The organism is Polaribacter gochangensis (assembly GCF_046224025.1).
GTDB lineage: Bacteria > Bacteroidota > Bacteroidia > Flavobacteriales > Flavobacteriaceae > Polaribacter > Polaribacter gochangensis.
On sequence record NZ_JBJXRF010000002.1, the window covers coordinates 75,210 to 93,726 of the forward strand.

At 31.5% G+C, this 18,517-nt stretch carries 15 protein-coding genes; 12 read left to right on the plus strand and 3 right to left on the minus strand.

Annotated elements, in window-relative coordinates; genetic code table 11:
- Positions 1-25: 25 nt before the first annotated feature.
- The 11 genes from ACEWL1_RS05675 to ACEWL1_RS05725 all read left to right on the plus strand — a co-directional run bounded on the left by ACEWL1_RS05675 (position 26) and on the right by ACEWL1_RS05725 (position 9,847).
- Positions 26-544, plus strand: coding sequence for a DUF6913 domain-containing protein (locus ACEWL1_RS05675; RefSeq protein WP_409232327.1), 519 nt, complete (start codon positions 26-28; stop codon positions 542-544).
- A 133-nt stretch (positions 545-677) separates the two neighbouring features.
- The gene (gene dapA, locus ACEWL1_RS05680) at positions 678-1,553 is read left to right on the plus strand and encodes a 4-hydroxy-tetrahydrodipicolinate synthase (protein ID WP_409232328.1); all 876 of its coding nucleotides are present in this window, start codon (positions 678-680) and stop codon (positions 1,551-1,553) included.
- A gap of 10 nt (positions 1,554-1,563) precedes the next feature.
- Entirely contained in the window at positions 1,564-2,070 is a 507-nt protein-coding gene (locus tag ACEWL1_RS05685; RefSeq protein ID WP_409232329.1) for a ferritin, read from the plus strand.
- Positions 2,071-2,208: 138 nt separating this feature from the next.
- The gene (locus tag ACEWL1_RS05690; RefSeq protein ID WP_409232330.1) at positions 2,209-3,024 is read left to right on the plus strand and encodes an outer membrane protein assembly factor BamD; all 816 of its coding nucleotides are present in this window, start codon (positions 2,209-2,211) and stop codon (positions 3,022-3,024) included.
- A gap of 2 nt (positions 3,025-3,026) precedes the next feature.
- On the plus strand, positions 3,027-3,347 hold the full coding sequence (locus ACEWL1_RS05695) for a DNA-directed RNA polymerase subunit omega (RefSeq protein ID WP_409232331.1): 321 nt from the start codon (positions 3,027-3,029) through the stop codon (positions 3,345-3,347).
- On the plus strand, positions 3,347-4,558 hold the full coding sequence (coaBC, locus tag ACEWL1_RS05700) for a bifunctional phosphopantothenoylcysteine decarboxylase/phosphopantothenate--cysteine ligase CoaBC (RefSeq protein ID WP_409232332.1): 1,212 nt from the start codon (positions 3,347-3,349) through the stop codon (positions 4,556-4,558). The genes ACEWL1_RS05695 and coaBC overlap by 1 nt, the downstream gene beginning before the upstream one ends.
- Positions 4,551-5,444 (plus strand): type IX secretion system protein PorD, encoded by an 894-nt coding sequence (gene porD, locus ACEWL1_RS05705; RefSeq protein ID WP_409232333.1) that lies wholly within the window; start codon positions 4,551-4,553, stop codon positions 5,442-5,444. Before coaBC ends, porD begins: the two co-directional genes overlap by 8 nt.
- A gap of 25 nt (positions 5,445-5,469) precedes the next feature.
- Complete coding sequence (gene recN, locus ACEWL1_RS05710) at positions 5,470-7,122, plus strand: DNA repair protein RecN (protein ID WP_409232334.1); 1,653 nt, start codon at positions 5,470-5,472, stop codon at positions 7,120-7,122.
- A 226-nt stretch (positions 7,123-7,348) separates the two neighbouring features.
- Positions 7,349-8,452: a T9SS type A sorting domain-containing protein gene (locus ACEWL1_RS05715; protein WP_409232335.1), complete on the plus strand. Its 1,104-nt coding sequence runs from the start codon at positions 7,349-7,351 to the stop codon at positions 8,450-8,452.
- Between the two features lie 74 nt (positions 8,453-8,526).
- Entirely contained in the window at positions 8,527-8,889 is a 363-nt protein-coding gene (locus ACEWL1_RS05720) for a VOC family protein (protein WP_409232336.1), read from the plus strand.
- Position 8,890: 1 nt separating this feature from the next.
- Complete coding sequence (locus ACEWL1_RS05725; RefSeq protein ID WP_409232337.1) at positions 8,891-9,847, plus strand: glycosyltransferase; 957 nt, start codon at positions 8,891-8,893, stop codon at positions 9,845-9,847.
- Between the two features lie 114 nt (positions 9,848-9,961).
- Here the strand turns inward: ACEWL1_RS05725 and ACEWL1_RS05730 are convergent, their stop codons facing one another.
- The 3 genes from ACEWL1_RS05730 to ACEWL1_RS05740 all read right to left on the minus strand — a co-directional run bounded on the left by ACEWL1_RS05730 (position 9,962) and on the right by ACEWL1_RS05740 (position 15,520).
- Entirely contained in the window at positions 9,962-12,439 is a 2,478-nt protein-coding gene (locus ACEWL1_RS05730; protein ID WP_409232338.1) for a beta-mannosidase, read from the minus strand.
- The gene (locus tag ACEWL1_RS05735) at positions 12,429-13,157 is read right to left on the minus strand and encodes a copper homeostasis protein CutC (protein WP_409232339.1); all 729 of its coding nucleotides are present in this window, start codon (positions 13,155-13,157) and stop codon (positions 12,429-12,431) included. Before ACEWL1_RS05735 ends, ACEWL1_RS05730 begins: the two co-directional genes overlap by 11 nt.
- A gap of 68 nt (positions 13,158-13,225) precedes the next feature.
- Positions 13,226-15,520 carry a beta-N-acetylhexosaminidase gene (locus tag ACEWL1_RS05740; RefSeq protein ID WP_409232340.1) on the minus strand — a complete coding sequence of 765 codons (2,295 nt, stop codon included), beginning with the start codon at positions 15,518-15,520 and terminating at the stop codon, positions 13,226-13,228.
- A 63-nt stretch (positions 15,521-15,583) separates the two neighbouring features.
- Between ACEWL1_RS05740 and ACEWL1_RS05745 the strand changes: the two genes are divergently transcribed.
- A complete protein-coding gene (locus tag ACEWL1_RS05745) occupies positions 15,584-18,508 on the plus strand; it encodes a GH92 family glycosyl hydrolase (protein WP_409232341.1) in 2,925 nt (974 codons plus the stop codon).
- Positions 18,509-18,517: the final 9 nt, after the last annotated feature.

An 18,517-nucleotide genomic window follows, 5' to 3' on the forward strand; every position in this document is an offset into this window, starting at 1 on the left:
ATACAATTTTAGAATATAGAATTTTATGGCTTTCGGGAAATTTAAAAAACAATCTTTGTTAAAGAGGTTTCAAAAGGAATTAAAATTAATTCCAGAAACGAGAACGCCTAATTCTAAAGAAATTCATTCTGTAGCAATCTTAACCAATAATGAGTTGTTTGAAGAAATAGATATTGCAGAGCATGTAAAAAGCAGTATAACATCTGTTAGAAATGTACATATTTATAGTTATAGAGTGTTTAAAAAATCAGATCCCATAACGTATAAACACTTTACAGAAAAAGATATTGATTGGAACGGTAAGATAAAAGATCCAAGTTTAGAAAGTTTTTTAGAAAATCCTTTTGATTTGCTCATTGGGTATTTTGACACAAACAATTTGTATTTAGAATATTGTGCATTAAAATCGAAAGCTACTTTTAAGATTGGTTTTTCTAAAGTAAATGATAAACTATTTGATTTAGTAGTTTCTGAAAACCCAAAGAATATTAATAGTTTTATTGCTGTTATCAAAAAATACTTAGCGCTACTTCATAAAATATAACAATCAGTTTTATTATTAACAACTTCGAGTAAATCAGTTATATTTCCTTTTAAAGAGTATTTTATAACCAATAATTAACGGAATCTTCTATTGAAAACTTTAAATTTGTAGAACAATTATAAAACCTAAAAGAATGCAAAAATTTGTGGGTACTGGAGTTGCTTTAATTACTCCATTTAATTCAGATCTAACGGTAGATTTTGATGCGCTTAAAAAGTTAGTTGCTTTTAATATTGATAATGGAATCAATTATCTTGTAATAAACGGAACAACAGGAGAAAGTGCAACAATAACACCTGAAGAAAAAAAAGAAATTATCAACGTTGTTGCTGAGGTAAATAAGAAAAGAGTTCCGTTAGTTCTAGGAGTTGGAGGTAACAATACTGCTCATGTTATTACTGAATTACAAGCAGCAGATTTATCGCAAATAGATGCCATTTTATCTGTAGCTCCTTATTATAGTAAACCAACTCAAGAAGGATTTTATCAGCATTTTAAAGCAATCTCTTTAGCAAGTCCAAAGCCAATTATTTTATACAATGTTCCTGGTAGAACAGCTAAAAATATGGATCCAGCAACTACAATTAGGTTGGCAACAGATTTTGAAAATATAATTGCAGTAAAGGAAGCAGGAGGTAATATTTCACAGTATTTAGACTTAATTAAAAATAAACCACACGAATTTTTAATTATTTCTGGTGATGATGATTTGGCATTAACAACTGTTTTAGCAGGAGGTTCAGGAGTTATTTCTGTAATCGGACAAGCTTTCCCAAAAGAATTTTCTACATTAATAAATTTAGGGCTAGAAGGCAAAAATAAAGAAGCGTATCAGATTCATTTTAAATTAATGGAAATCATCAATTTAATTTTTAGAGAAAATAATCCGGCAGGAATTAAAACAGTATTAAATGAATTAAAAATTACGACTGATGATGTTCGTTTACCTTTAGTGAAAACAAGTAGCGAATTGCAAAAAGAAATCGCTAATTTTGTAGCTAATTTTTAATACCATAATTATGTTAACAAGTACCATAGAAAAAGCATTAAACAACCAAGTAACAATTGAAGCAGCATCATCGCAAATTTATTTAGCAATGGCTTCTTGGGCAGAAAAACTAGGGTTTGAAGGTGTTTCTCAATTTATGTATGCACATTCTGATGAAGAAAGACAACATATGTTAAAGTTGATAAAATTTATTAATGAACGTGGCGGACATGCAAAAGTTTCTCAACTTTCTGCGCCTCCAACAGAATTTGGTTCTTTTAAAGACATGTTTCAAACATTATTTGATCATGAAGTAATGGTTTCTAAAGCGATCAACGATTTGGTTGATGTTTCTTTACAAGAAAAAGATTATGCAACGCATAATTTTTTACAATGGTATGTTTCTGAACAAATTGAAGAAGAAGCATTGGCAAGAAATATTTTAGATAAAATAAACTTAATTGGCGATGACAAAAGTGGCTTTTATTTGTTTGATAATGACATCAAACAATTAGTAGCAAACGCAACAAATCAGTAAGTTGAACATTAACAAACTTTTAGTAAAACTATAAGAATCATTTAAGGGTTTTTATACTTAATTGCGCCTAACAATTTTACTGTGTAAAAATCGTTTTAATAATCCATAATTAATCACTAATTTTGCCAAATGTTTAGAATGAAGAATTTAATATATTTTGCTTTTGTAGGATTGCTCTTTACGTCATGTAGCGAGTATCAAAAAGTATTAAACAAAGGTACTGTAGAACAGCAATATGCGATGGCTACAAAAATGTATGAAGCAAAAAAATTCAATAAAGCTTTAGATTTATTTGAAAAAATAACGCCAACATACAGAGGGAAACCTCAAATGGAACGAATCCAATTTATGGTTGCTCAATCTAATTTTAACACAAAAAATTATGATTTAGCCGGATATTATTATCACAGGTTTACTCAAAATTACCCAAATAGTTCTAAGAAAGAAGAAGCGGCCTTTTTGTCAGCATATAGTTATAAACTTGCTTCTCCTGTATTTAGTTTAGATGCTAGAGACACGTATAAAGCTTTAGACGCTTTTCAAACTTTTATTGACACCTATCCAGATTCTGAAAGAATACCTGAGGCAAATAAATATTATCAAGAGATAAGATATAAATTGCAAAAGAAAGCTTTCGAAATAGCAAAAGTATATTATACGACAGCAGATTATGATCCTAGAAGAAATTACCAAGCAGCAATTCAGGCTTTTGATAATTTGTTAGAAGATTATTTGGGGTCAGACTTTAAAGAAGAAGCATTGTATTATAGACTAAAAGCATCTCACGATTTAGCACTTAGAAGTACAACTAGAAGAAAAGAAGCGAGAATTAAGGACGCGATAAAAGCATACGAAAAATTAAAAAGAAACTTTCCTAAAACTAAATATTTAGAAGATTCTAATGAAATGTTAGCAACTTTAGAGAAAGAACAAAAACAATTAATAAAAAGTTAATAATGGATTATAAAGAAACCAATGCACCTGTAACAACTATTACATACAATAAAGATGCAATTGAAGCTCCAACACAAAATATTTATGAAGCCATCAATATTATTGCAAAAAGAGCAACTCAAATTAATGCAGATTTAAAAACAGAATTGTTAGATAAGTTAGATGAATTTGCTACTTATAATGACAGTTTAGAAGAAGTTTTTGAAAATAAAGAGCAAATTGAAGTTTCAAAATTCTACGAAAAATTACCAAAAGCGACTGCAATTGCTATTGAAGAGTGGTTAGATGGTAAAGTTTACCATAGAACTCCAGAAACAGAGTAATGTCTATTTTAAGCGGTAAAAAAGTCTTATTAGCAATTAGTGCTGGTATTGCCGCTTATAAAACGGCCAGTTTGGTTCGTTTATTTATAAAATCTGGCGCAGAAATTAAGGTCGTTATGACACCTGCGTCAAAAGATTTTATCACTCCGCTTACACTTTCCACACTTTCTAAAAATCCAGTTTCATCTACTTTTTATGATAAAGAAGAGGAGAATGAATTGTGGAACAATCATGTAGATTTAGGTCTTTGGGCAGATATGATGTTGGTTGCGCCTGCAACGGCAAATACCTTGTCTAAAATGGCAAATGGAACGTGTGATAATTTAGTTTTAGCAACGTATTTGTCTGCTAAATGTCCAATTTATTTTGCGCCTGCAATGGATTTAGACATGTATCAACATCCATCAACAAAAAATGCAATAGAAAAATTACAAAGTTTTGGAAATGTTTTAATTCCTGCTGCAAGTGGCGAATTAGCAAGTGGTTTGGTTGGTGAAGGAAGAATGGCAGAACCAGAAGATATTATTTCTTTTATAGAAAACGATATCTTATCAAAACTTCCTTTAAAAGGTAAAAAAGTATTGATTACTGCTGGCCCAACCTATGAAGCAATTGATCCAGTTCGTTTTATAGGAAATCATTCTACCGGTAAAATGGGATTTGAAATTGCAAAAGCTGCAGCAAGTCTTGGAGCAGAAGTTGTTTTAATTTCTGGTCCATCAAATCAACAAGTTCAGCATTCATTTATCAACAGAATAAATGTTACTTCAGCTTCAGAAATGTACGATGCGGTTCATAAAGAGTTTGCAAATGTTGATATTGCAATTTTATCTGCTGCCGTTGCAGATTATAAACCAAAAAATGTTGCCACTCAGAAAATAAAAAAGACCGAGAGTTCGTTAGAGATTCAGTTAGCACCCACAAAAGATATTTTAGCTTCTTTAGGAGCCATTAAAAAACACCAATTTTTAGTTGGATTTGCTTTAGAAACTAATAATGAAATTGAAAACGCAAAAGGAAAATTACAGCGAAAAAATTTAGATTTAATTGTCTTAAATTCCTTACAGGATAAAGGTGCAGGATTTGCAAAAAGTACCAATAAAATAACTATTATTGATGCTGATTTAATTGAAACGCCATTTGAATTAAAATCAAAAACTGCAGTTGCAAAAGATATTATAAACCATATTTTACAAAAAATCAATGCGTAAACTTGTTGTTTTATTTATTTTCATGTTAGCATTTACAACAACAAATGCCCAAGAATTAAACGCATTAGTAACTGTAAATTCTGATCAAATTTCGGGTTCAAACAAACAGGTTTTTACCACACTTCAAACTTCACTTACAGAGTTTATCAATCAAAAAAAGTGGACAAACAAGAATTTTAAGTCACAAGAAAGAATAAGCTGTGCGTTTACGATTACAATTAACAAACAAGTAAATTCTAATCGTTTTGAAGCGAGTATTCAAGTTCAGGCTGCTAGACCAGTGTATGGAACTTCGTACACCACGCCAATTATAAATATCAACGATTTAGATTTTAATTTTAAATACGATGAGTTTCAGCCATTTAATTATAATGAAACTGCATTTGAATCTAATTTAATTTCTACAATTGTATTTTATGTACATGTAATTTTGGGTGTTGATGCAGATACATTTAAATTAAACGGTGGAAATTCTTATTATCAAAAAGCGAAGAATGTGTTACTATTAGCACAACAAAGTGGAGGTTCTGGTTGGGCAGACGAAGTTGGTAAACAAAACCGTTACGCCCTAATAGATAATTTAACTTCTGCTAAATTAATAGGATTTAAAAATGTTTTATATACGTATCATAGACTAGGTATGGATGTGTTTTCTAAAGATGAAAACAATGCTAAATCTACGATAGAGAGAGCGGTTTTACAATTAGAAGAATTGCATAATGTAACAATTGGAAACCCTATTATTAGGTTTTTCCTAGATGCAAAGGCAGATGAGATTGCTACCATTTTTTCTGAAGGACCAAGAACCAGCAACGCTTCTAAAATGCAAAACTTGCTACAAAGAATTTCTCCAACAAATAACGATAAGTGGCAAAAAATTAAGTAATTTTATTTTTTAAAATTAGTTGAATTTGTTAACATCACTTTCCATACAAAATTACGCATTAATCAATCAGTTGTCAATTGATTTTAATAATGGTTTGTCTATTATTACGGGAGAAACTGGCGCAGGAAAATCTATTTTGTTAGGCGCTTTAGGTTTGGTTTTGGGAAACAGAGCAGATACTTCTACTTTAAAAGACACTTCTAAAAAATGTGTGGTTGAAGCTCATTTGGCAATTTCTAATTATAATTTAGAAGATTTTTTCACTTCTGTTGATTTAGATTACGAAGCACAAACAATCATTAGAAGAGAAATTTTACCTTCAGGGAAATCACGTGCTTTTGTTAACGATACACCTGTAAAGTTGTCGGTTTTAAACGAATTAAAATCAAAATTGATTGATGTACATTCTCAACATCAAACATTAGAATTATCAGATGCTGGTTTTCAGTTTCATATTTTAGATGCTTTAGCTAAAAACGGACAGAAATTAGCTTCTTATCAACGTGGATTAAAACAACTGAATTTTTATCAAAAGGAGTTACAAGAATTAGAAGAACAACAGCGTGAGGCAAATCAACAATACGATTATAATTTACATTTATTTAACGAGTTAACTGAAGCTAATTTAATAGCCGATGAACAATTAGAATTAGAAGAGAAATTAGAAAAACTAAACAATGTAGAAGAGATTGAATTAAACTTATCGGAAGCGGTGCATATTGCTTCTGCTGATGAAATTGGAATTCAGACATTGCTAAATACGTTGGAAAACAGATTGCAGAAAATTGCGCCATTTTCTAAAGAATACGAAGAAGTTTCTAACAGAATTACAAGTGTAAAAATTGAATTGGACGATATTATTTCTGAACTTGAGGACGCAACTGAATCAATAGATTCTAATCCGAATGAGTTAGAAAAACTAAACGACAGATTACAAATAATTTACAATTTACAGAAGAAACATTATGTAAGTTCTATTCCAGAATTGTTAGAAATTCAAGAAGCATTATCAATAAAAGTAGATCAAGTAGAAAATGCAGAAGGAATCATCAATCAAAAGCAAAAACAAATTAAAGAAGTTGCTACGAAATTAGACGAAGTCGCAACACTCATTTCGTCAGCTAGAAAAAAAATAATTCCGAATTTAAAAAAGGAATTAGAATATTTATTGTCAGAACTCGGAATGCCAGAAGCACGTTTTTCAATAGAATTATCAACATCTGATTCTTTTTTATCAAACGGAAAAGACAACTTGAGTTTTTTATTCTCAGCAAATAAAGGTGGTAGTTTTGGAGAATTGAAGAAAGTAGCTTCTGGTGGAGAATTGTCTAGAATAATGCTAGCAATCAAGAAAATATTATCAGATAATACACAACTACCAACTATTATTTTTGATGAAATTGATACGGGTGTTTCTGGGGAAATTTCTAATAAAATTGCTAAAATTATGCAGCAAATGTCAACACAAATGCAAGTAATTACCATTACACATTTACCACAAATTGCTGCAAAAGGAAATCAACACTACAAAGTATACAAAGAAGATGTTGCTGGTGTTACCACAACCAACTTAAAACAATTATCAGAAGATGAACGCATTGTAGAAATTGCAGAAATGTTAAGCGGAAAAGAGATTTCAGATTCTGCAATTACACACGCAAAAGAATTATTGAATTAGAATATTATTAAGGTTCTTTAATTTTTCCTGAATCAAAACTTCTTAGTTAAAATTTAATTATTTCATTTTTTTAAGTCAATTGCAAGAAAATGTATCACAATTGGATGCGGTTATTAACGAATATTTATTTATACCAAGTATAAATTAGTGTTGTAAGCTAATTTGTATTTGTTTTTGTTTCTGATATTCTGTAATTTAATCGTAACAAATATTAAATAGATAAATTATGAAAAAAGAATTACTCTTACTCATTTTCTTCTTTGTAGCCGGAATGAGTTATTCGCAAACTTTGAATCAAGCCGCAAATTGGCCAAATGCTAATTGGACCGTAACTGGTACGTATACTGCAGCTGGTTTATTGTCAAATCCAACTACAGGAGCCCAATTTAAATTTGATGATAATGCCGTTAATTCAGGAGGGGACAACAATGATATTGCTGCAGAATCTCCAGTAATAAATTTAAAACCAGCATTTGATAATGGAGAAATAGCTGTCGAAATACAGTTTAGTATTTCGTACCGAATAGAGAACACAGAAACACTAATGGTTCAGTATTATGATGCCGATGCTTCAACTTGGGTTACACCAAATGATGCTACAGCTCCAGTTAATAACGATACTAATAATGATTATAAATCATGTACCATGGGCGAAGATTCTAATGCAAAAATTGTATTTGATGTTTCTTCGTTTACAACAAATCAATTACAAAACTTTAGGTATAGATTTGTTTATAATGATAATGATACAAATGGATGGGGTTTTTGTGCTACTTCACCAACAATTACTTCTTTTAAGTGTTCAACTTCAACTAATTTAAGTGTAAGCAATTTAGAGGAATATTCTGCAGATTTAACTTGGTCGTCAACAAATGGTAGTGACACCGAATGGATTGTTGAATATGGAATTCAAGGTTTTACCTTAGGAGCAGGAACAAAAACTCAAGAAACAGGCCTAAAATTAATCACAATTGGTAATTTAACTCCAAATACTTCATATGATTTTTATGTTCAAGACAAATGTAGAAGAAGTATCGTGAGCGGTTGGGCAGGGCCATTTAATTTTACAACTAAAGTTTTAAGCATAGAAGAAAATTCTATTGAAGGGTTTACATTATTTCCAAACCCAGCAAAAAACACCTTACAATTAGATGCTCAAGAAAAAATTAGCGAAGTTGCAGTGTACAATATATTAGGACAGCAAGTGCTACTTAAATCTCCTAATAATAAGTTGTATAATCTTGATATTTCTTCATTGAATTCAGGGTTGTACGTGTTAAAAATAAAAGTTGCTGATAAAACAGGTTCTTATAGATTAATTAAAGAATAGAGAATTTCAATATTAAAAAAAAATGCAAATCAATTCGATTTGCATTTTTTGTTTACATTAGCAAAAAACAACAAATGTTAGGACTTAGAACTACAATTTATAAAGTTTCTGATTTACAAAAAGCAAAAGAATGGTATTCTAAAGCTTTTGAATCAAAAGCCTATTTTGATGAAGCTTTTTATGTTGGATTTTCAATTCAAGGATATGAGTTAGGTTTATTACCAGAAGAAGACAATACTGAAAAGACAGATAATGTGTTGAGTTATTGGGGAGTTCAAAATATTGAAAAGTCCTATCATAAATTAATAAAATTAGGAGCAACAGAACACGAAAAACCTAACAATGTTGGTAGCGATTTAATGGTTGCCTCCGTTAGAGATCCTTGGAATAATGTAATTGGATTGATTTACAATCCATATTTTAAAATCCCAGAATAATTTGAAACTCCATTTTTCTATCATAATTCCCGTATATAATCGTCCGAATGAAATCGACGAGTTACTAGAAAGTCTTACTCTGCAAGATTTTACAGATGATTTTGAAGTGTTGATTGTAGAAGATGGTTCTTCTGAGAAAAGTGAAGTTATTGTAGAGAAATACCAAAAACAACTCAATTTAAAATACTTTTTCAAAGAAAATAGTGGAGCAGGAGCAAGTCGGAATTTCGGAATGCAAACTGCTAGTGGAAACTATTTTATCATCTTAGATTCTGATGTCATCGTTCCGAAACAATATCTAACAGAAGTCAAAAAGAGATTAGAAAATAATTTTACAGATGCTTTTGGTGGGCCAGATGCTGCTCATCAAAGTTTTACTTCGTTGCAAAAAGCCATTAATTATTCGATGACTTCTGTGTTAACAACAGGAGGGATTCGTGGTAAGAAAAATGCTGTTGGAAAATTTCAACCTAGAAGTTTTAATTTAGGATTATCGAAAGCTGCTTTTGAAAAAACCAACGGTTTTGCTGATTTAAAAGTCGGTGAAGATATTGATTTAACCTTTCGTCTATGGGAAAATGGATTTGAAACTCAATTGATTGAAAAAGCATTTGTGTATCATAAACGCAGAAGTGCAATTCGACAGTTTTTTAAGCAAACGTTTGCTTTTGGTACTGCAAGACCACAATTGAATAAACGGTATCCAGAAACTGCAAAATTGACGTATTGGTTCCCGGCCTTATTTATTATAGGATTTGATATCAGTGTTATTGCTGCTCTATTTGGGTTTTGGCAATTCATTGCTTTTTATGGATTTTATTTTATTCTGATATTTTTAGATTCTCTTTTTCAAAATAAAAATATAATTGTTGCTTTTTTAAGTATGATAACTTCTTTTACACAGCATTTGGGTTACGGTTTGGGTTTTTTAGAATCGAAGCTTTTGAAGAAAAATTAGAGTTGTCATATCGAGTGAATTTATTTTTGAAAAAATAAATTTGTATCGAGATATCTTCTAAATAGTTCTTGATACAAAATTGTTCATACTTCTCAATTTCACTCGAACTGACAATTACCTTAACTGATTCAATGTTTTAATCTGTAAATCATCCAAAGAAGTTCCTTCTGATTTAAATTCAATAGTAGTCGATTCATTCGGTAACAAATCAAAGAAATTGTCAGAAAAATGACCTTTTTCTTTACTGAATAAGAAAACATCTTTTTGTAATACGTTACTTTTTAAAGTGATTGAAAATCCAGTTTTTGTTTTTGTAATTTCTTTCTGAATTTCTCCTTTTGGTAAATTCAATTCTTTTGGGCTCTCAAAGAAATGAAGTGATTTTACACCGTTAAACGTTGTGATATACAAGTGATTTTTTCTATCAATATCTACATTCGGAATGCTATATACTTGCTGACTTGCATTTTCTTTTACAGAAATATCTTTAGAGTTTGACCAAATTTCGTTTCCATTAAAATCGATAATTTTTACATTTAATTCTCCAGAAATAATATCAAAAGTGTCGTTGATAATGTGCGTAACAATGTTGAATTTATCTTCTTCGTATGTAATCAATACATTTTCAAAAGCTTTTTTTGCTTTGTACTGCAAGGCTTTCCAGTTGCCAAAATAATCTATGCTCGACCAAGAAATTGATGGCCAACAATCGTTTAATTGCCAATACAAGGTTCCCATATTGTATGGTTTTGCTCTTCTGTGCGCTTCAATTCCCATCACAATTCCTTTGGCTTGTAACAACTGACTAACATAGACATAATCTTCATCTGAGGTCGGAATGTTGTAATCACGTTGCATGTATGCATCAATCAGTTGAAAACCTCTAATGTGTTTTTGATGCGATTTGATGCCATCTGTTTTTAAATCAATTTGTTCTTTTTGATTGATGTATTTAATCGTTTCGTAAGACGGAAAAGATTGAAAACCAAATTCGCTCATAAACCTCGGAACTTGTTTTTCAAAATGTTCAAACGGTCTTGCATCATGCCAAACCCACCAATCGTGTGCATCGCCTTCAAATTCGTATTTCGGATTTCCTCTTCCAAATTTTGGAGAACTTTCCCAATAACTTGTTTCACTATATTTTGCAACAGTTTGTGGTAAAATAGTATCAAAAACTGCTAAATAATCAGACCAAATTGCTGCTTTTTCGTTTTCACTTCTTCCATCTTGCCAACCCCAACGATGCCAACCTTCAGAGTTTTCATTGTTTCCAGCCCACAATGCAATACTAGCATGATTTCGTAAACGTTTTACTTGCTCTTCTGCTTCTTGCTGTACGTTTGCTAAAAATTCATTATCACCAGGATACATCGCACAAGCAAACATAAAATCTTGCCAAACTAAAATTCCTTTTTCGTCACACAAATCGTAAAAAATGTCATTTTCGTAAATTCCGCCGCCCCAAACGCGTAACATAATCATATTAGAATTTGCCACATCAGAAAGTAATTTTTGATACTGTTGATTGGTTACTTTATTCTGAAAACTGTTTTGCGGAATGTAATTGGCACCTTTCATATAAACAGGTTTTCCGTTCAGTTCAAAATAAAATGATTCTCCAATTGAATCTTTTTCTGTAATTAATTTTATCGTTCTAATACCTTTTTTAATTGATTTTTCGTCTTTTACGATGTTGTTTTCTATCAACTTAAAATCAAAATCATACAAATGTGGTTTTCCTAAATTGTGTGTCCACCACAACATCGGGTTTTTAATATCAAACGGAACAGAATAGCTGTGTTTTCCTTTAGCAACTTTAAGGTGATTTGAAAAAGTTTGTTTGTCAGCCGTTGTAACAAGCATGATGTTTTTATCTTCATCACTGTCAATAGTAACCTCAATTTCTAAACTAGCATTATTTTCTGTAATGTTTTTTTGTTTGATAAAAATGTCATCAAACTTGATGTCGTTCCACGCTTTTAAAGAAATACTTTTCCAAATTCCAGATGTATTGAGTTTTGGCCCCCAATCCCAACCATATTGAAATTGTGCTTTTCGAGTGTAAATTCTCTTTCCTTCAGGTAAAGAATATTTTGAATTTAATTTAGCTGAATATTCAAAACCTTTTGTTGGCTGAAAAATAATTTTTAATTCATTATTCTTTGAATGTGGAATGTCTTTTAAAGAAATAGAGTACTCTCTAAATGCATTATCTGTATCTAATTGATAATTTCCATTGATGTAAATTTTCGCATAAGTATCTAAACCCTCAAAATGTAATTCAATATTTTCTTTGTTTAAGATATCTTCAGTTAATTTAAAAGTAGTTCTATAAACCCAAGTTGAATCTGATACCCATTGCACTTTTTCTTCGTTGGTTTCTACAAACGGATCTGGAATGAGTTTATGATCCAATAAATCGGTAAAAATAGTTCCAGGAACAGAAGCCGATTTCCAATCAGCATCTTTAGCGGATTTGAATTCCCAATTTTCATGAATATTGAAAACGATTGGTAATTCTGAAGTTGTTTTTTTACAACCAACAATACTTGTTATTAGTAAAAGAAAAAGAAGGCATTTATGTTTCATTCGAAATGATGTCTAAACAGGTTTTTATATGTTTAATATCTGAAGTTGCAATTTGAGTTTCATCAAAATGGGTATTGCTATTCATTGATATTGCAGGTTTTTCAATGGTTTTGTTTTGTGTAGTTGCCGATAAATGCACTTCTTTAAATCCGTTTCCCTGAAACAGTTTGATGTTCTTTTGATTGATTCCGCCGCCAGGCATCATCGTAATTTTAGAAGTTGTTTTTTGAAATTCAATCAAATTTTTGAGTCCAATTTCTGCCGAATTTTCTTGCCCCGAAGTTAAAATTCTAACCACGCCTATTGCTTCTAGATTCTTGATTTCATCCATCGGATTTAACACCCAATCAAAAGCTCTATGAAAGGTAAAATTCATAGGTTTAGCAATCTCAACAAGTTCTTTTGTTCTTTCTAAATCGATGGTGTTATCAAGATTTAAAACACCAGATACAATTCCCAAAACACCCAATTCTTTACAAATTAAAATGTCTTCTTTTAGAATTTGAAACTCAGCATCAGAATAGGTGAAATCTCCACTTCGAGGTCTTACCAAAACATGAACAGGAATTGTTAAATCGTTCATTACTTTTTTTAGCAAACCGTAAGAAGGTGTAATTCCGCCAACAGCTAATTCCGCACACAATTCAATTCTGTTTGCTCCGGCTTTTTCTGCATTCATTGCAGATTGATATGAGTTTGCACAGATTTCTAATAACATATACTTTTTTATGTGTTCTCGATACAAATTTTTTCGTTTCTCAAAAATTCACTCGAACTGACAGTTTTTTACTCCACAATAATTTCATCAATAAATATCCAAGGTTTATGTCCAGCTCCTTGTCTTCCATCAGGAATTACGCCATAGTTGATCAATTTTAATTTGATAAAACGTGTAGCTATTTTTGTTTCTAATTTTAAATCAACAATTTTTTCTTCGCTTTGCTCCAATTCGATTGGAATAAATTCATCGGTACCAGGAAAGCTCACAATAACTTGAGACGGAGCGTAAATCCAACTCCCAATTTGATTATTAAAACGTGTAGCAATAGAATTTACATCCATTTCTTTTCCTAAATCAATCGTGATTTCTACATCTTTTCCATCAAAACCTAACCATTCATTATCTCCATAACGTTTGTCACTTCCACTAATTCCGTTGATGAGTGCAGCATTTCCGCCAGCATTGTATTTTTCACTCGGAGCAACATCAAAAGTTATTTTTTTTCCAACCGCTTTGTGCATTTTAATAGTTTCATTAAAAATTCCACTTACTTGTTTTTCGGCATCAAAAGAAGCTGCGTTTACAATAACACTTTTATTAATAATTATTGGGTTTTTATAAACAGCAGAATTGATGTTCGGTGCCGTGCCGTCTAAAGTATAACGGATGGTTTTTGTGTTTGATGAAGTTTTTAAATTCATGAACAAAACACCTTCTTTTATTTCTGATTTCCCCTTAACTTCATACAAATGATTGGCATAATTTACATCTCTAGCATCTAATCTTTCTTGATAAAATTCCAATCGATTTTTAAAATTTTCGAAATCTTTGTTTTTATTTTCAGACCAAACAACCTCACTCAACGCAACCATTCTTGGAAAAGCCATGTATTCAACTTGCTTAGAATCTTTCATATATTCTGTCCACACATTTCCTTGCGCTCCCAACACATATTTTGATTCTTCTTTGGTTAATTCTTTCGGAATCGGATTAAAACTGTACACTTTTTCTAAAGGTAAAAATCCGCCAATCGCCAAAGGTTCATCTTCTTTTGTAGATTGATAATGATCAAAATAACAATAAGCGCCTGGCGTTAAAATTACATTGTGATGTTGCTGTGCAGCAGTAACTGCTCCTCCCATTCCTCGCCAAGACATTACGGTTGCGTTTGGTGCCAAACCTCCTTCTAAAATTTCATCCCAACCAATAATTTGTTTTCCTTTAGAGTTGATGTATTTCTCCATTCTGGTGATGAAATAACTCTGTAAACCGTATTCGTCTTTTAAACCTTCTTTTTTTATCAAAGCCTGACAATGCGCACAGTTTTTCCATCTCGTTTTCGGAGCTTCATCGCCACCAATATGAATGTATTTTCCAGGAAATAACGCAATAACTTCATCAATTACATCTTCTAAAAATTTAAAAGTTGCTTCTTTCGGACAATAAATATCGTCAAAAACGCCCCATTTTGTTGCAACATCAATTGGTTTTCCGGTGCAACCTAATTCTGGATATGCAGCAATTGCAGCTTGTGCATGACCTGGCATTTCTATTTCTGGAATGATGGTTACTTGTCTTTCTGAAGCATATTTTACTACGTCTTTTATTTGTTCTTGCGTGTAAAATCCGCCGTATTTTTTTCCGTCAAATTTGTGAGGTTGATCAGAATAATGACCAATCAACGTTTCTTTTCTGTAGGCAGCAACTTCTTGTAACTTTGGGTATTTTTTTATTTCGATTCTCCAACCTTGATCTTCAGTTAAATGCCAATGAAAGGTGTTCATTTTTAACATGCTCATCAAATCGATGTATTTTTTAATAAAATCAACCGGAAAAAAATGACGACCAACGTCTAAATGCATTCCTCGGTATTTGAATTGTGGCGCATCTGTAATTTCTAAATTTTGAATAGAAACAGAAGACTGTTTGAATGTTCCGTTTTCAAATGAAGCGGGCAATAATTGACGTAAAGATTGTACACCATAAAATGCTCCTTTTGCAGAACTTGCTGCAATGGTTATTTCGTTTGATGTTATGATTAAATGATATCCTTCTGGATTTGTAATAGATGTATCTTTCTTAAAACTAATAACATTTTTAGACGCTTCGGATTTTAATTTTATGTTGCTTCCATATTCGATGTAGGATTTTAAAAAATCTGCAACTTGCTTAAATTCATCATCAGAAAAAATACCAGTTGCATTGCTCACTTCAAAAACACCATCATTAATTTGTTGAAAAGATGGAGCAGGAATAATTGCTGGAATTACAGCTAGTTGCTTCTCATCTGTACAAGAATTAAAAAGTAAAACGATGCATGCGCAGAGAAATAAAAACTTAATGCGTTTAAAATTCCACATAAATAAATAGGTTGATTATTGTTATCTTGCTAATTTAGTCAAATAAATAAATCCAAACACGGAATGAAAAAATATTTTCTGCTTTTAGTTTTACTTTCAATCTTCTTAAATTCATGTAAACCGAAACCATTAATTTCTCCAGTACAAAAAGACCAACAATTAATTTCTTATGTAAATCCATTTATTGGAACTGGCGGTCACGGGCATACATATCCTGGAGCTACGAGTCCGTTTGGAATGATGCAATTGAGTCCAGATACTAGATTAGACGGTTGGGATGGTTGTTCAGGATATCATTATTCTGATACTGAAATTTTCGGATTTTCGCATACACATTTAAGCGGAACAGGAGTTTCTGATTATGGAGATATTTTATTGATGCCCACTAATAAAGTAGTGTTTAATAATGGAGCAGACGGAAAAGAAGGTTACAAATCTAAATTTTCTCATGAGAATGAAGTTGCAGAACCAGGTTATTATAAAGTGCATTTAGACGACACCAATATTGAGGTTGAATTAACAGTTACAGAACGTAGCGGAATTCACAAATATAATTTTGCAGAAGGCTCTAAACAAATTATCATTTTAGATTTAGAACATCGAGACGAAGTGTTAGACTCTAAACTAACCATCAATTCTAAAACAGCAATTTCTGGATATCGTTTTTCTAAAGCTTGGGCTACAGATCAACGATTATTTTTTGACATGTTATTTTCTAAACCCTTTACAAAGGTTACTTTTTTAGATGATAAAACAGCAGGAAAGAAAGTAAAAGCTGCATTTGAATTTGACAATACTATCGGAAACGAAATAAATGTAACTATTGGAATTTCGCCAGTAGATGAAGCTGGAGCAATGCACAATTGGCATTTAGAAATTGGTAGTAAATCTTTTGAAGAAATCAAAAAAGAAACGCAAAGTGTTTGGGAACAACAATTAGAAAAAATTGTGATAGAATCTGAGAATTCTGATTACAAAACTAATTTTTATACCGCTTTATATCACACGATGATTGCGCCAAACTTGTACCAAGATATTGATGGCCGTTATCGGGGAATGGACATGAAAATTCATAAAACTAAAGATTTTGATTATTACACAGTTTTCTCACTTTGGGATACGTATAGAGCGGCACATCCATTATATACCATTATAGAACAAGACAAAACCAACGATTTTATCAATACGTTTTTAGCAAAATATGATGAAGGTGGCATTATGCCAATTTGGGATTTATCTGCAAGTTATACAGGTTGTATGATTGGTTATCACGCGGTTCCTGTAATTGCTGATGCGTATTTAAAAGGAATCCGAAATTACGATGTAAACAAAGCTTTTGAGGCAATGAAACATTCTGCAACTAGAGATAAATTAGGATTGGATTCGTATAAAAAATATGGGTTTATTCCTGTTCAAAAAGAATCAGAATCTGTTTCTAAAACCTTAGAATATGCGTACGATGATTGGACAATTGCGCAAATGGCAAAATCGTTAGGAAAAGATGATGATTATAAAACGTACACAGAAAGAGCACAATATTATAAAAACGTATTCGATCCTTCAACACATTTTATGCGTGGACGTTTTAGAAATACATGGTTTTCGCCTTTTGATCCTTTTGAAGTAAATTTTAATTATACAGAAGCAAATTCTTGGCAATACAGTTTTTATGTGCCGCAAGATATTTCTGGTTTTATCAATTTGTTGGGTGGAAAAGAGAATTTAGAAAAGCAATTGGATAAATTATTTACCGCAAAAAATGAAACTTCGGGAAGAAATCAAGCAGATATTACAGGTTTAATTGGTCAGTATGCACATGGAAACGAACCAAGTCATCACATGGCATATTTGTATAATTTTGTAAATAAACCGCACAAAACACAAGAAAAAGTACGTCAGATTTTAACGGAATTGTACACAAATGATCCAGCGGGAATTTCAGGAAACGAAGATTGCGGACAAATGAGTGCTTGGTATATTTTGAGTTCTATGGGGTTTTATTCTGTAACACCAGGGTCTAATCAATATATCATTGGAGCGCCATTGTTTCCAAAAGCAAGCATCAATTTAGAAAGCGGAAAAACTTTTACCATTGTTGCTGATGCTATTTCTAAAACAAATAAATACATTAAATCGGTTGAGTTGAACGGTAAAAATTATCCGTACACATTTTTAAAACACAAAGATATTGTTGCTGGCGGAAGTTTGCGATTTGTAATGACAGACAAACCATCAACTTGGGGAACAAACGATGAACACATTCCAGTTACAGAAATTAAAGAACATTTAATTGTTGCTGCTCCGTTTATTGAAACTGGAGAAATCGCTTTTAAAGGGAAAACTACGGTGACGTTAAACTCAGTAAATAAAGACGCAACTATTTATTATTCTATCGGAGAAGAGTTTCAGAAATATGAAAAACCAATTGTAATTGTAGATAAAGTTGCTCTAAAAATGTATGCACAAAAAGGAGAAACAAAAAGTGCCATTATTACTACTGATTTTTTTAAGATCAATCCGAATATTAAAATCGAATTAAAAACCAAGTATGCAAATCAATACAATGCTGGCGGAGATAATGCGTTGATTGATGGAATCATAGGAGCGCAAGATTTTAGAACCGGAACTTGGCAAGGTTATGTTGATACAGATGTAATTGCGATTGTAGATTTAGGAAAACAAAAAGAAATTAATGAAGTTGCTGTTGGGTTTTTACAAGACCAACGTAGTTGGATCTTCCTACCAACAGAAGTTACTTTTTATAGTTCTAAAGATGGAGTGAATTTTTCAAAATTAAAAAAAGAATATACATTCCCGCCCAATAAAAATGAAACTGTTTTGATTAAAAGAGTTTCTTCTCCAGAAAAAATAACAGCAAGATATGTAAAAGTAGTTGCAAAAAAATTAGGCGTTTTGCCAACGTGGCATTTAGGATATAGTCATGACGGTAGAAGCTGGTTGTTTGTTGATGAAATAGAAATTAAATAAAAATTGTCA